Here is a 14,873-nt window from a genome sequence, read left to right on the forward strand (position 1 = left end):
GGAAATCTCGTCGGCAGTCAGATGTGTATAAGAGACAGGGAGGGAAATGGAGAACGATCCGTCTCCGGTTTCGGATCGGACTCTACTACTTCGCTGGAAGACGATTCTTCCGGTGTCGATACGAGTGAATCCTGCGGGGCGGAAGTTTCTTCCGCTTTGGCTACCACCCCCTTATTACTTTCTACTTCTGACGGATTATTCTCCGTCTCCTTTTTGTATTCTTCGGACATTCATTGGCTCCTGTCGCTCTAATGCGCGCAGAAGTCCGGTTAGTGCGGCGGCGGGGTATCCGCGTCGTTGCATTCTTCCAAGCCAGCGCCGGCGGCGCGCCTCCGGTTCGACACCGGTCAGCTTGCGCCATTCCTTTTCGGCAGTGTGCTGTAAAGTTTCGGCTTGTTCGGGGGCAGTGTCGTCATTGCGACATGCATTGCCAGTTTCCGTGATTAGCTCGCGTGCTATCCCATGGGCGGCGAGTTCCTGCTGAATTCTAAGCCAGCCGTACCCGCGGCGAAATTTGCCGGCAGCGTATTCTGCGGCGAAGCGGTGGTCGTTGAGATAACCACTCTGCTTGGCCCGTTGAAGAATCGTCTGTACCGCGTTCTCCGCCATTCCCCATGCTCTTACTTTCACCGCTGCTTCGTGAACCGTAAGCCAGCGGCGAGCGAGCGCCTTGAGCAACTTATTGTACGCCGCATCTTCCGTGAGCGGCGTCGTTTGACGCTGATTACCGCGCAGCGACATGGGCGATGTCCGGCAATCCGAGATGCTGGCGAACTTCGCGTTCTACCTTCGCCAATAACTCGGGCCGTTCTTCGAGGGACAATCGGGCGCGATCTCGCCCTTGTCCCAATCGCTCATCGCCATAAGAAAACCATGTTCCTGAGCGCGCAATAATGTTCATTTCCGCTGCCAAATCTATCAATTCCCCAGTCCGCGATATTCCTACACCGTAGATAATATCGAATTCCGATTCCTTAAATGGCGGCGCTATCTTATTCTTTACTACTTTCACCCGGGTTCGATTGCCCGTGTGTTCATCGCCATCTTTAATGGCGCCGATCTTCCGAATATCCATCCGAACCGATGAGTAGAACTTGAGGGCCTGTCCACCGGTAGTGGTTTCGGGATTTCCGAACATGACGCCGATCTTCATCCGGATTTGATTGATGAAAATGAGGGCAGTGTTCGATTTGGAGACAACGGCGGTCAGTTTTCGTAAGGCTTGCGACATCAGCCGCGCCTGCAAACCGACATGAGCATCGCCCATTTCACCTTCTATCTCCGCTTTGGGGACGAGAGCAGCGACCGAGTCGACCACAATCACGTCCAACGCATTCGAGCGGACCAGCGTTTCAACAATATCGAGCGCCTGCTCACCGCTGTCCGGCTGCGAAACCAAGAGGTTATCGATATCAACACCAATTTTCTTGGCATAGGATGGATCGAGCGCATGTTCTGCGTCGATAAATGCTGCCGTACCGCCTTGCTTTTGCGCTTGAGCGATTACTGATAGCATTAATGTTGTTTTACCTGAACTCTCCGGCCCGTATATCTCGGTGATTCGACCACGCGGAACACCGCCGACGCCTAATGCTGCGTCCAGCGAGAGTACACCAGTTGGGATAACATCGATTTGGGCTGCCGCGGAATTGTCGCCGAGCCGCATCAATGTTCCTTTTCCAAACTGCTTTTCGATTTGTCCGATTGCTAAAGAAAGCGACTTCTGCTTTTCTTTGTCGGCAGCTATCGCTGCTGCTTCTTCAGCAGCGCGCGCTTTTTCTGTGTTTTTTTCCGCCATGATTGTTCTCATCCATTCGAGTTCAGCTAAAGAAGATAAGCGTTTTTACACGCAAATACTCATCTTATTCGCTTTGCGAATGAGATTTTTCTGAAACAACAATTTCACAAGGGTTTACAAAGAATTACGTGAACGCTTACTAACCGATTCGCCAATTGAGTATAGGGGTGTAGGTAGGCCCGTGTTCCCCTAAATCACTCTTGTACAGCACGAGCTCACGAATAGGAATCGATTGCGGGACGAACCGGATTCGCATCACTCGCTCCTGCCACATCTTCATGTCAGAAATCTCTTTGATCCGCATCAGGGTGATATGGGGTAAAAAAGTTTTGGCGTCACCGTGAATCGCTGCCACTGAGCAAGCGTTCCGGACGGTCGTTACAAATTCCAGAAGAGCGGGATCGGCAATACCGCCTAAAAAAAGCGCACGGGGATTGCGAAGGTTTGGAAAAGCCCCAATCTGTTCCATCAATAAATCTGGTAACACCGATTGGTTCAATAAAGCATTGGTTATCGTGCTCTTGATGATGGGAAGAGCAGATTCAGGATGGTCACCAAGAAAATAGACTGTAAGATGGAGATTAGTTGGTTTTGGAAAAGAACCACGTGCTCCGGGTAACTCCCGGAGTGCTGATAACAGATTTCCAATTACTTTTTGGGTTGCATCCGGCAACGGGATCGCTAAAAAAAGTCGCAATGTCCCCTCTTACTCTATTCACCAGTACCCATTTTTGGATTTTGTACACCGAACTTAGCGGACAAGTTTTTCAAACACGTCTCAATTGTTTCGGCTTGATTAAAAATGTAATGTCCTAAAAACCGAAACACTGGATTTTTCACTTCGCCATACTCGGTGATACGCACGATACACCCGCCATTTGCGTAAGGCGATACTTTGTATTCCCAATTACCTGCAAACGGAAGATTCGGATCAGTAATGGTACGAATCATGAAACGAGGAGAGTCTATCACAGTTGTTTCCAAGGGAATCGCCATCCCATCTTTATACTCTTCCAACCACACCGTTTTACCATCTTGACTACCTTGGGAAGTCACTGCTTTCAAATCAGTGCGCCAACTCGGTTGCGCAGCAAAGTTTGTTATCGTTTCCCAGATTACTTCCCGAGATTGATTGACCCGAATGTATCGCGTAATAATATGCTGTTTCTTGACTGTCATTCCAATGACTGCCATCAATCCAACGGTGAGAAAGGATAGCGCGAGGATTGCAAGGGAAAGCTTGAGAATAGTTTTCATACGCGGCAAGATACAAAATATTTTTTGAAATGATAGCGATGCTTGAACAGACAATGCAATTGGAAAACAAATCGCTGTGATTGCGAAACATAAAACGCCATGTACTAACCATATGATATCGTTTCGATAGTAGTATCAACTATACAAAAATGGGGCGAAAAAATTTCGCCCCATCGAATAATTTGTGCAAATGTTACGTTTATCGGAGATAGATCAACTTCTTAGTAATCGCTTGATTCGCGGTCTGCAGTCTAACAAAGAGAATGCCGCTGGCACTTGCATTCAACTGGTTCTGCGTTATCTCTTCGCGGTAAACACCGGCTAGTAATTGCGGATACACATTGTTGTACACTTCCCGACCGATTGCATCGAAAATGGTAAGCGATGCTGAGCCAGCTCGCGGAACCGAAAACCGAACGGTCGTCGATGAATTGAATGGATTCGGCGAAGCAGTTAGAGATAGCGTTGTCGGTAACTGCACTATCGGTTCCGGTGCGGCGGTTACACCTGCAACACCAATAAATGTTGTCGCATAGTAACGATCAGTAACCACCAATCGAAAACTGTCCAAAACAATAGCACCAATCAGCTGCCCTGTAGATTCGCTTAACAAACCATAATGGGTTTCCACACCACCCAAGTGATACCAAAGATCGTAAAATAATGCATCGCCATCGGGGTCGTGAGCATAGAATTCGTATGCGGAGTAGTCAGAGGTGAACAATCTCGCGCTATCAATCACCGGTGGTCGATTGCCGCCAAAGGTAAACGTATCGGCAGCAGCAACATTGATGATACCCCAACCGAGAATCGTGTCGGGTTGGGCATGTTGCGAGGCGGTTTCCATTAATGCACGTCGCATTGTCATAGCAGTCCAGTACGGGTGTTTCTCCCACAGCAAAAATGTCGCTCCGGCAACCAATGGCGTTGCGAGCGAAGTTCCACTCAACCGCCAATAGGTATTGTCTTCTTCAGGATTGGCACAATAGGTGCGAACTCCACGCGCCGCCACTTCCGGCTTCATGCGTCCATCATAAGAGGGTCCACGGCTGCTGAACCCGGCAACAACGCCATTACTATCTACAGCGGCAACCGATAATGTAGAATCGGCGTCGGCTGGGGCGATAATCCGTCCCCAACTGTTACCATTCTCGTTACCAGCTGCAGTAATCACCAACATGCCACGCGCTGCCGCCCGGTCGACCACTTGGGTACAGAGTGCGGTATCACCATTCATGTCTTCCCACTGGTACCAATCGATGTAACCCAGCGAGGTTGATACACCGCGTGCGCCTAATGAATCACACCATTCGATACCGGCGACATAGTTGTCTTCTTCAATCGGATTCTCACCGCGCACATTCTCGGTTTTTCCCAAAATGAGATTCATTTTGTAAGAGGGACCGATCAAACGACCACTGGTATAACCGGCAATGGTCGATGCACAGGAAGTGCCATGTTCCCACTGCGCGATAGTATCTGCTGGCTCATTCGCAGTCTCGCTATCGTGAAAAATGAAATCGCGTTGGGCATGAACCGTTAAGCTGTCGAAGGAATCGTGATACCAGCGAAATCCGGTATCAAGAATACCACCCAACACACCGCGACCGGTGTATCCTTGGTTATGCAATACGTGAGCGCGAATTTGCGTGATTTGCGAGCGGGAGTTGCCGTAATTCAATGTATCGACTTCGTCAGTATTGGGATTGACGCGAATCTTTTCAGGAGAAAACTTCGCAGTACTTCTACCGACTGCAACCGGTTGAATTTTCCGAACACCTTCGATTCCGGCAATCGCTTCGAGTTGTTTCCGTGTTGCGGTTACCGACACCGCATGCAAGTAACGCGAGACATTTCTTAGCGTTGCGCCGGTAGCTGTTATTTTCTGGATCCAAATAGGATCGACCGCAAGGTCGGCGGCATCGGGTCGCGACCCATTTAGAAGCCGGCGAAACTGCGTTTCCGATGGTAACGCCTGAAATGCGTTTTGCTCGGCAACGGAAGCGGGGAGCCGCTCCGGCAGGAAAACCCAAACCGGCAGCGGTTCACCGTTTTTTTCCAAGGCTGTAAGGAGAGTTGCCGGCAGTTCAACGGCAACGGTCAGCGCAGCCAGAGAAAAGAGTAACGATAATACGAGTATTATTCGATTCACGATGCATCCTCATCGATAACAGTAGCAAAAAACGCTACTTGATGAACACCAGTTTTTTGTTCGCATTCCACTTTGTTTCGCCTGTACGAGATAGTGCCGTTACCGATAAAAAGTAAGTTCCCGAGCTAATGCTCGCGCCGTTGATGGTTATGGTCGATTGTCCGGCATTGGTTTGAATTCGGTCACGCTGGATTTCTCGACCATTGACATCGAACAACACAAGTTGCAACGTTGCGGCTTCCGGTAATGTGACATTGACTTTCGTTTCCGGATTAAACGGGTTCGGATAGGGATTACCAAGGGAAAAACTATTCGGCAAACTGGCTGTATTCGTTTCGCCAGCGTTGTTGACGCCAACGTGTAAATCGACCGGTACTTCAGTGAAATCAGCCGCGTGATTTCCACTAAAGAGAACTGCCGCCCGATAATCGCCGGTATCGATCAAACTCGCGTTAAAGCGTACCGTCACCGTTGCCGAATCGTTTTGGGGAACATTCCCTAACAAAGGTGTTACTTGCATCCACGGCACCGACACCTGCTGTTCATAGACCACTACTTTTTGTTCAACACTGGAACCACTCCATACTTGAAGCATTACCCAGTAATAAGGCGACCAACGGTTGGAAATCGCTGAACCGGCTAATTCGTAATTTGTATTGCGTTCCATGACCCGCATCTGCATGGTGTTTCCCGTTACCGGATCCATTTTATAGTACCAACTGGAGTCACGTCCCTGAACCGGATACATCGAATTGGTTACGTATAGACGATAGCCATCGGGGTCTTCTGGATGAACCGACATTCCCCGGATCGAACCGCTATTAGGATAAGAACGTATTACATTTCCTAACGTATCAATTTTATAAATCGGTGAGTAGGAATCGCCAGTCCAGATGCAGCGTTCAACCGGATCGAACGTTAATCGGTTCGGACTGGTCGGCCCATTGAAACGGCGTACAAGCGTACCAGTGGTCGTGAAAACATCGATTGCCGCTTCCGCGGAACCATAAATGTTTACGCCATCGGTTGCCAAGGTCCGGTAACCGATGATGTTCGTAGCATTTGGTTGATTGAAACTGCCAAGATAAGTGCCAACTGAATCGAATCGGTAGATTTTATTTGGATTGGATGCAGAGTTAGAACCAGCGATGTAAAACACGCCATTCAAGAACACAACTCCGTTAATACGGTTGTCACCAGTTGCCTGCTGTACGTTTATGACGAGTAACGAATCCCAAATCTCATCGGTCTCATCGCGATCAAGTCCTAACCGATATCGGGCACGCCAGAACAGCGTATCGGTGCCGGGATTCGAAATCGTAATCGTTTCGTTGATTGAATCGCTGGGGGCTAACTCGATTTGCAGAGACGTTGGTTCAATTGTGAAAATCGGTGCGCGTAACAAGAAATATTCTTGAACGACATCCCCTTCATCAACGTAAACGTGTTGCGCTATTGAGTCGGTATGAAATGGTTCTGAGGCGACGAGCGTGTACGGACCACCGGTCACAACAGTAATAGCATAGGCTCCTGTCGCATCGGTAGTTGTCGTACGATGGAGGGAATCACTGTTAAATACTTGTACTGTGGCACCAGCAATCGGCGTACGGCTATTGTAGTCGGCTACGGTACCGATAATCGTTCCGGTAGCAAATGCCATGGAAATCGGGAGGAAAAGTAAGAACCATCGAAGCGCGCAGCGCATAGTTTCTCCTAACGTTAGTTTGAACACTCGTAAAGTAATCAATCTTGTCTTTCATTTCATGGCAATATCGTCATTGGGGTTACATCCTGCTTCCCCGCCGCGTCGACTGACCAAAAATAGACTCCCGGAGTTAACACTGGTAATCGGGGTTGAAGTACTCTGTTTCCCGATGTTACTCGGTTCATCGGTTCCGAGTATAATTCGCGACCAACAACATCGAATAATTTCACACGAGCATCGGCAATTCCGGGCAGTGTGAACTGGATTCGCAATACGACGTTACTGTTAGCAGGATTCGGATAGGTACTGACATGGATCGATTTCGGAACCAACCGAATCCGCTCATCGGGTTCCACTTCCAACTCATAGAGATACTCGTCTTGCCACGGAATTACGATATCGGCATTGCCAAGGCTGTTTAACTGAATATGCAACTCACGTGCTGACATCGTTACATACTGATCCGAAACAGCACCGGGCTCCCGATTTACAACTCTGAGGGGTATCTCTTGAAAGACGCTTCCGGTTTGAATTTGGCGAATTATAACTTCCGCAGAACTTCCTTTTTGTATCGTTTGGAGCCGCAGTTTAGGATGTCCTGCAGTGTATAACCATTCCGTCAAAAAACGCTCGGAAGCAACATCGGTGTGATTCGCTGTCATTACATCGATAAACCGGGTTGTGGTGGCGGGTACAAATATGCTTGGCGCTACAAAATGCTGTGAAAAATAAGTTCGCAACCGTTGAAAGAAGAGCGGGTTGCCCAATCGCTTCCGCAACATTTGCAATACCCATCCACCCTTATGATACACTGCAATAGAAAAAAGGTTATCGGCTGGCGGTTCGGTTAATGGAAACATCGATTGCTTTGCTTCCTGGAAATAGCTTAGTGCTTCTTCCCGGCGGTGGGCCGCCGCCAGTGCGCTGTCACCGCGACCAAACTCAAGCCAAATGCCTTCACCAAAAACCGCAAAGCCCTCATTCAGCCAGATTTCATCGAAATTGGCTAACGTAACGGCATTGCCAAACCATTGGTGGGCAAGCTCATGTGCGACCACATTCTCGTACCGGTCATCGCCGGTTAATAGACCGGAACCCATGGTAGACATTGCGAGATGTTCCATCGCGCCCTGCCCGCCCATAATCGGCGCTTCGACCATACCGTACCCCTCACGGGGAAACGGATAATCGCCGAAATACTCGCTAAATGTGCGCAGCATTGCTCCGGTATTCCGCCAATCGAACCGGGCAAGCGACTCAACGGCGGGGCGAGCATAGTAGGTCAGGGGAACACTAGTTCCCGGTTCGGTAACCACCGACTCATGCCAAGTGTTGAATGGTGCAGCGGCAAAATGCGTTAAATAGGAAGGTAGCGTAATCGATGGTCCGGTAAATGAGTCTGGTAAAACGGGAGTGCCTTGGTTGGTTATGATAGTCCAGCCGTTAGCACTACTCGCTTTGATTTGCCATTGGTAACGGTCAAACGGCTCATCATTCACAGGCAGCCAAAGTCGGGCGCCGTAAGGTTCGTTAAAAGTGTATGCGATTTCGTCCAGATGATGGTACCCTACTCGCCAGTTCTCAGTAACATTTGGAACGGTATAGTCAATTGTGAGTGTCACTTCCGTACCAATCGGAGGTGGTACGGTAAAACGAACCGTTAGATAACCATCATTAACACCAGTCGATCCGATTGATTGGGAAGATTGGATCGCCTGCAATGTCCATCCTTCGGCATGTAATCGCAAAGGATTTGTATCGAGTATTCGCGCGTGTACCATGGTTCGGATATTGAGGGAAGCAGGTTGTGCGGGGATGATAAACTGCGTTGAAAGTGAGAGTACATCGACATTCAACGAATCGGGCGCCCACTGTCCAGAAACCGCTTCGACGGCGGGTTTTAACGGTGGTAGCTCGGGAATCGCGATGTAAGGTGGTACCATGAGACGCTTCGCAACCTGTTATATCTATTCAACTTGTCTACCGTTTGGATTCGAGGAAAGTAGAAACGCAGACCTTTCAGTCTGCGCTATACTTCATTGTTCTTTACTACGAAAAGCTACTTCCAATCCGACATTGATTTGTCGGTCACCTGCTGCAAGTCATCTAATTTTTTCTGCATTTCGTCGCGAATGTCGAATAAGAAATCTTTTCTGCCGACATCATCCATCGTTCGCAAATTCATCTTCTGAGCAGCATCCTGCAATACAGCAATCACAGCGCGAATCCGCTCGGATTGGTTTTTCGCTTGGGTAAGAAACCGCTTCACTGCTTCCGGGTCTTCCGGATTAATAATTTGGATGTTACCTAATAGTACTGCCAATGCATTATTAATGTAATGCGAGAGCGTTATCAGCAATTGCGATACGGCTTTGCTGCGCGCTTCCAAGGCAGCAGTCTCAACTCTGCGCTCCTCTTCCAATTTCGCCCGCAAGCGTGCTTCCACCCGCGCTAACAGCTCCAAGCGGTCGAACGGTTTGGTAATGTAATCCATTGCTCCTAATTCAAAGCCACGCTGTTTGTCTTTGATATCGCCTTTTGCGGTAAGTAACAACACCGGAATTCCCGATGTAGTCGGATCGGAGTTCAGGTTTTCGAGAACGGTAAAGCCATCGATTCCACCCATCATGATATCAAGTAGAATGAGATTCGGTTTCTGTTCTTTCACCTTTTGCAGACAATCTTCCCCACTCTCCGCTTCGATGATTGTAAACGCATTCGCCAAACTTCGCCGACATATTTCCCGGTTCACCGGGCTATCGTCGACGACTAAAATTTTCGGGTTCATATACTTCCTCCCGGCGGATTCATCCAGTAGCGCGGTAACTCAATTGTCACGGTTGTCCCTTTACCCAGCCCAGCGCTGGTCAAGTTTATTTTGCCGCCATGCCGAAACACAACTTGACGACATAGATACAATCCCAGTCCTGATCCGTCACGATGGTCATTCATCGATGATTGAGTCTTGGAAAATGGCGCAAACAGTTTCTCCAAATCTTCCATTGCCAAACCGACGCCGGAATCTTTTATTTCCAAAAGAACCGAGGCAGGCTGTGCCATCAGCGTAGCGGTGATTGTTCCGCCTTGCGAACAGGCTGTTAGCGCATTCTCTAAAACATTATCCAGCAAAACCCGCAACGAAGACTCAACGCCGCGAATCCACAATTCTTCGGTTCCCGGATTCCAATCGAATTGGATGTTATTCTCTTGTGAGATACCCTTAAACAAATATGCCTTACCAGCTACCAACAGACTAAAAGAAACCGGTGCGAACTCTGAGTTGTTGTGATTTAGTTTCGCTAATATTTCGATCTGTTCGATCAATCGGGATAGTTTTCCGATATGGCGCTCTAAGTTCGTTACTTGAGATAGTACGGCAATTTGACCGGTCCCGGATAAGTCTTCTCGAATGAAGGAGGCATAATTCCCGACGGCATGGAGTGGAGTCCGCATTTCGTGCGACAACAGCTCGAGGAAGTTCGTTTGGAGGAGATTGCTTTGTTCTTTTTCCGACCGTTGCGTTTCCGCATCCTTTTCCGCCAGTTGCAATTGCCGCCGCAGCTCCCACTGTTCACGGTCGTTGTTTTCGCAAAGCAACTCGCACCGTTTGCGCGACTTGAACGCAACGACACATAACGCCAATAGCGCAAGTATCCCGATAATCAATACAATGCTTGTGAATGTTGACATAACACCGAAAAGTAGGATGTTGGAACCTCCAGTGCAAAAGGTTGCAACCCATTTGAAAATCTTACGACCTTATGTTATGCCAAAGAAACCGGAATCGAACTTAATTCCTCCCCGTGAATGGCCACAGGTTATCCGCTGGGCGTCGGTTGCTACGACATTAATTGCACTGGTTTGGGTGTTTCGGATCGATCTCGATACGATGCCCGGAGCAATGCTTGGACCTACGCACCCCCTACGTTCCGAAACCGATGGGATGACTCCCAAAGCCGGAGCGCCGGGTTTAGAGACTTGGATTTTTCCAATAAAGCAATGGGAAAAACAGGATAGCCTTGCCTATACGTTAGATGGAATTCTGGAAAGCCAAGAGAGGGTATCGCTTCGCGCTCCTACCGCCTCGCCGACGCAACGCTTCCAGTTATCGTTGGGACAAGGAGAATTCAGTCCACCTTACCGTATGCTTTACAGTGACGATCCACCCCAAGTCAGACTAACGACTTACGGAGAATGGCTCGATTCACTCTCGGAACAGATTGACAACTCTCAATATGAACGGCTGAGAAGTTTTGAACGGTTTTCTGAGAGTTTCCTGCAAGCATTAAACGATGAATCGGGAAAATACATCCCCCGTTACAGCCGTTTGTTCACTCCGGCAGCGTGGTATCAGTCCGAGTTGACAGCTTGGATCCGGTTAGCCCCTCGAACGAGCGGGTCTAACGCGCTTCAGGATTTTTCACCACCGTATGGCAGCGTTATCGGAACCCAGCCGAAGGCGTTGCAATTGAAGCGAATTCTGCGATTTTCGCCAATATTTTTTTTAATTGCACTTGCGTTGATTCTTCTGTACGAAAGAAAACGCGACACGTACGGGATCCTGGTGTATGTCGCCGGAGTTGTTGGAACCGGTGTCTGGTCGCTCGCAATTTGGGAGTGGTTGCTCACACCATTTGATCCTATTCTATGGCTCTGTGCCCCAGTTCCGTTTCTCGTCGGGCTATCGATGGCGATTCGAATTCGTTCCGAAACGACTCGGGAAGGTATCGACCAGTTATACAGTAGATTCTTTGGAAACCGATTTCTTCCGAGTTTGTTAGCGCTAGCGCTTTTGGGAGCAGGCGGTTATGTAATCGGTGGCGTGATCGGACGAGTCGTCCTGGCGGTAGTAGGTACAACAATCGCAGTTTTCGTATCAGCGCAATGGTGCATTGCGGAGGATGCGTTAGCAACCCCACGACAAACTGTATTGGTGAAATTCCACTATCGTTCGGCGATACTCTTACTTGGTGCGTTGGGAATTGTAGCGATGGTTATCATGCCGCCACCTCGATGCTACGATTTATTCAAACCAGTGTTCCCTGCAGCAGTCGATTCACTCCAATTCATACCTCAGGAACCGTATTGGATCGGCCCCGTGCGCGAAAGTCAAGAAGCTGAACTAATAGCCATCTTGCAAACGGAACCGGGTGTCGTCGATTTTTACACCCCAGCGATTTGGAAACTACCTCAACGAACACCTGGCGAACGGGAGTGGCTACGAAACGCCGCATCGCTCGGCACATTCAAAAACACCTTTTCGCAAACGACTGAAGATGGTTCAGTGTTGCGTGACCGCATCCTTTCGTCATGGTTAACCGTCACCGATAAAATGGAGCGCTATATCGCGAGCCGTGAAGATACATTACTGGCGAACCGTTGGCGATACGACCAATCGTCACAAGGTGTCGTATATAAAGTAACCGAACGGCTGCACGGAATTGCGGGAAACTGGTTTACCCGGGAGTATGACGAATTGAATGATGCCGGTGTGGCGCTTCGACAAGTTGCCTTGGAGGCTAATTCCCGCAATCCATTGTTGTATGGGGGGAACTGGTATGATGCGTTCCACCGTAGAGATGCCAGTTCCATCGCCGTAGTATATGTATCGAGTGAAAGAACGATCGATCAATTACGTGAGCGCTTGCCAGCAAGTATGACGATTGTTGGACCGTTGATTTACCAATCAGCGGAGTTGGAGGAGGTGTTCTGGCTTGGGTTGCTTCTTTGTGGTGTAACAATTACGGTAATGGTCTTCCATCGCGTCCACTGGATTGATTTCGCTACATCGCTGAGTGGTGTCCTGTTTGCTGGAGGAATATTGTCGGTTGCTGGAGCATCGCTTGCTACCATCGGTCTCGCAACAAGCATCGGTTGGCTCCTTTCAACGCTCCTCCGACATCGGAGTTCGATACTAATTTTCGGAATCGCTTACCTCGTGATTCCATTATATCTTGCATGGGGAATTGCCATCGTTTTAATCATCAGCGCCATTGTTAGCTGGATCGGAAAAACCGAGCGGTAAATGTTGAATAAAAATTGTGGAACAGGTTTTTATCTCGACATCGGTACCCAGACCACATTGTGGTTGGTCGCCGATTTGTTTAATCATATCGTGTATCCCTTGGAACGGGGTTACTGGACAAATTCGTTTGGATTGTCGGCGCTGGAATCCGGTGAAATCCCCGAAGAAATCATAAGAGAAGAAATTGCCCGGATTCAAACTAAACTGCAGGAACAGAAATCACAATACAACATCGAGTTTACCCTTGCCGCGGGTACAGCAGCACTTCGTAATGCACCGAATGGTAAAGAATTTCTTGTCCGTTTGCACAACTCAACCAACTTAAGTACTAGACTGTTTTCTCCCCAACAGGAAGCTCGGGCCGCCTGGCTCGGTGCGCATAGCCGGGAACAGAGGAGTACTGTTAAAATCCTGCTTGACTTGGGCGGCGGCTCCACCGAAATAATCTGGCAAAACGATGCGAAAGAAATTGTTACCAGATCGTTGCCGATTGGAGCGTCGATCCTTACGAAACGATGCGTAACAACCGACCCACCCGGTGAGTTGGCTTTTCGTCGAATAACCGAGTATGCCTCGCCGATTTTCAAACGGTTGCGGGTGCAACTTCCCGAAACCCGGACAATCATGGTAACGGGAGGAACCGCCACCGCGTTAGGTTCGATCCAGTTATCGCTCGATCGTTACGATCCCGAACAAATAATTGCAAAATTTCTTACTGTGCATCAGCTAAAGAAACAGATGGAATTGTTGCTGTCAACAAACGAGTTGCAACGGTTTGCGATTCCCGGGATGCCACCGGATCGAACGAAAGTGCTACCGGCGGGATCAGCGCTGCTGTTTCTTCTGATGGAAGTATTTGGATGGAATCGGTTTTTTCCCCAAGATCGCGGAGTATTGTTTGGACTGCCGTATTATGTCAAAGACACGCATGAGTAGATCGATCACTATCGGATGTTTATTCTTGCTCGGTTTGCTGTATCCGAGTGATCGCAGCGACGGCAAGAGTAATCGCTGGAGCCGTGAACCGGAAGGTTTGGCGGCGGCTATCCGCGAGAACAATTCACAACCGGTGCTGCGGGAATTTCTCGATTCTGACGTAACCTTGCGACTGAAACTCGCTCAACTCGACTACATCAACGTTCAACGAAAAAAACATGGCGTTAAACCGCTGCAATACGATGTTGTCGCCGGTCGTGTAATGCAAAGCCATATCGCCGAAATGACGCAAGCCCGCTCCTTTGCCCATCAAAATCGAAATGGCGAGTATGCGTTTCACCGGTTCGCGAAAAGTGGACGCACCGATCATGTACAAGAGAATTTGTTTGCAGTGTTTACCACCGGGGTGTATCAACGCAGTAACGAGGAATTTGCCAGTAAAATGCGCGAAGGAGTCGACGCATTTTTAGCGGAGATACCACCCAATGATGGTCATCGCAAAGCGCTACTCGATCCGAACGCTACTCATGTTGGAATCGGATTTGCCCAAGCAAATGACGATCAGAGTTTTCGTTATGGTGAGTTGTTTGTCCACAAATACGTCGAGTTGGCTCGTCCTCCGGTTTGCTTAACGAGTCGCGACACCCTTGAGATTATTGGACGAATGATTGATTTAGAGTATGGACCCTATGCATTCTTTGGGTATTGGACTCCTCCATTGAAAACACCATCCCGTGCAGACACCTTCACCGACAAACCATACTTCGATGGTTCTTCCGATGCAGTCATCCAACGTTGGCCGTGGGATTTTCAGAATTATAAACCACTCGGAGAAACCTTTTCTCTTCGGATTCCATTACATGGGATACAACCGGGTCTAATCTACGGGGTGCTTCATGTCAAAAATCAAATATCGACGATTCCATATCGTATCGGTGGAAAGGCAACATCAGAAGGAACAGTTAGCGCAGGAGCTATCGTGATTGAGATAATCGAATAG

12 protein-coding genes are annotated in these 14,873 nt (G+C 48.8%); 3 read left to right on the forward strand and 9 right to left on the reverse strand.

What is annotated here, in order from left to right:
* Positions 1 to 195 precede the first annotated feature (195 nt).
* The 9 genes from OEM52_03930 to OEM52_03970 all read right to left on the reverse strand — a co-directional run bounded on the left by OEM52_03930 (position 196) and on the right by OEM52_03970 (position 10,602).
* Positions 196 to 741, reverse strand: a complete 546-nt coding sequence (locus OEM52_03930) for a RecX family transcriptional regulator (GenBank protein MDK9699285.1) — start codon at positions 739 to 741, stop codon at positions 196 to 198.
* Positions 725 to 1,747, reverse strand: coding sequence for a recombinase RecA (recA, locus tag OEM52_03935; protein ID MDK9699286.1), 1,023 nt, complete (start codon positions 1,745 to 1,747; stop codon positions 725 to 727). The genes OEM52_03930 and recA overlap by 17 nt, the downstream gene beginning before the upstream one ends.
* Positions 1,748 to 1,937: 190 nt before the next feature.
* On the reverse strand, positions 1,938 to 2,495 hold the full coding sequence (thpR, locus tag OEM52_03940; protein ID MDK9699287.1) for an RNA 2',3'-cyclic phosphodiesterase: 558 nt from the start codon (positions 2,493 to 2,495) through the stop codon (positions 1,938 to 1,940).
* Positions 2,496 to 2,509: 14 nt separating this feature from the next.
* The gene (locus OEM52_03945; protein ID MDK9699288.1) at positions 2,510 to 3,055 is read right to left on the reverse strand and encodes an SRPBCC family protein; all 546 of its coding nucleotides are present in this window, start codon (positions 3,053 to 3,055) and stop codon (positions 2,510 to 2,512) included.
* A gap of 199 nt (positions 3,056 to 3,254) precedes the next feature.
* Positions 3,255 to 5,207 carry a S8 family peptidase gene (locus tag OEM52_03950; GenBank protein ID MDK9699289.1) on the reverse strand — a complete coding sequence of 651 codons (1,953 nt, stop codon included), beginning with the start codon at positions 5,205 to 5,207 and terminating at the stop codon, positions 3,255 to 3,257.
* Between the two features lie 34 nt (positions 5,208 to 5,241).
* Positions 5,242 to 6,912 (reverse strand): carboxypeptidase regulatory-like domain-containing protein, encoded by a 1,671-nt coding sequence (locus tag OEM52_03955; GenBank protein MDK9699290.1) that lies wholly within the window; start codon positions 6,910 to 6,912, stop codon positions 5,242 to 5,244.
* Between the two features lie 56 nt (positions 6,913 to 6,968).
* Positions 6,969 to 8,855, reverse strand: a complete 1,887-nt coding sequence (locus OEM52_03960) for a M1 family aminopeptidase (GenBank protein ID MDK9699291.1) — start codon at positions 8,853 to 8,855, stop codon at positions 6,969 to 6,971.
* A 116-nt stretch (positions 8,856 to 8,971) separates the two neighbouring features.
* The gene (locus OEM52_03965) at positions 8,972 to 9,700 is read right to left on the reverse strand and encodes a response regulator (protein ID MDK9699292.1); all 729 of its coding nucleotides are present in this window, start codon (positions 9,698 to 9,700) and stop codon (positions 8,972 to 8,974) included.
* Complete coding sequence (locus tag OEM52_03970; GenBank protein MDK9699293.1) at positions 9,697 to 10,602, reverse strand: HAMP domain-containing histidine kinase; 906 nt, start codon at positions 10,600 to 10,602, stop codon at positions 9,697 to 9,699. The genes OEM52_03965 and OEM52_03970 overlap by 4 nt, the downstream gene beginning before the upstream one ends.
* A gap of 31 nt (positions 10,603 to 10,633) precedes the next feature.
* Between OEM52_03970 and OEM52_03975 the strand changes: the two genes are divergently transcribed.
* From OEM52_03975 to OEM52_03985, 3 genes are read left to right on the forward strand one after another with little or no spacing between them, the layout of a single operon-like run.
* The gene (locus tag OEM52_03975; protein ID MDK9699294.1) at positions 10,634 to 12,937 is read left to right on the forward strand and encodes a hypothetical protein; all 2,304 of its coding nucleotides are present in this window, start codon (positions 10,634 to 10,636) and stop codon (positions 12,935 to 12,937) included.
* On the forward strand, positions 12,938 to 13,873 hold the full coding sequence (locus OEM52_03980) for a hypothetical protein (protein MDK9699295.1): 936 nt from the start codon (positions 12,938 to 12,940) through the stop codon (positions 13,871 to 13,873).
* Positions 13,866 to 14,873 carry a CAP domain-containing protein gene (locus OEM52_03985; protein ID MDK9699296.1) on the forward strand — a complete coding sequence of 336 codons (1,008 nt, stop codon included), beginning with the start codon at positions 13,866 to 13,868 and terminating at the stop codon, positions 14,871 to 14,873. The genes OEM52_03980 and OEM52_03985 overlap by 8 nt, the downstream gene beginning before the upstream one ends.

The sequence above is a fragment of the bacterium genome, assembly GCA_030247525.1.
Lineage (GTDB): Bacteria > Electryoneota > JAOADG01 > JAOADG01 > JAOADG01 > JAOTSC01.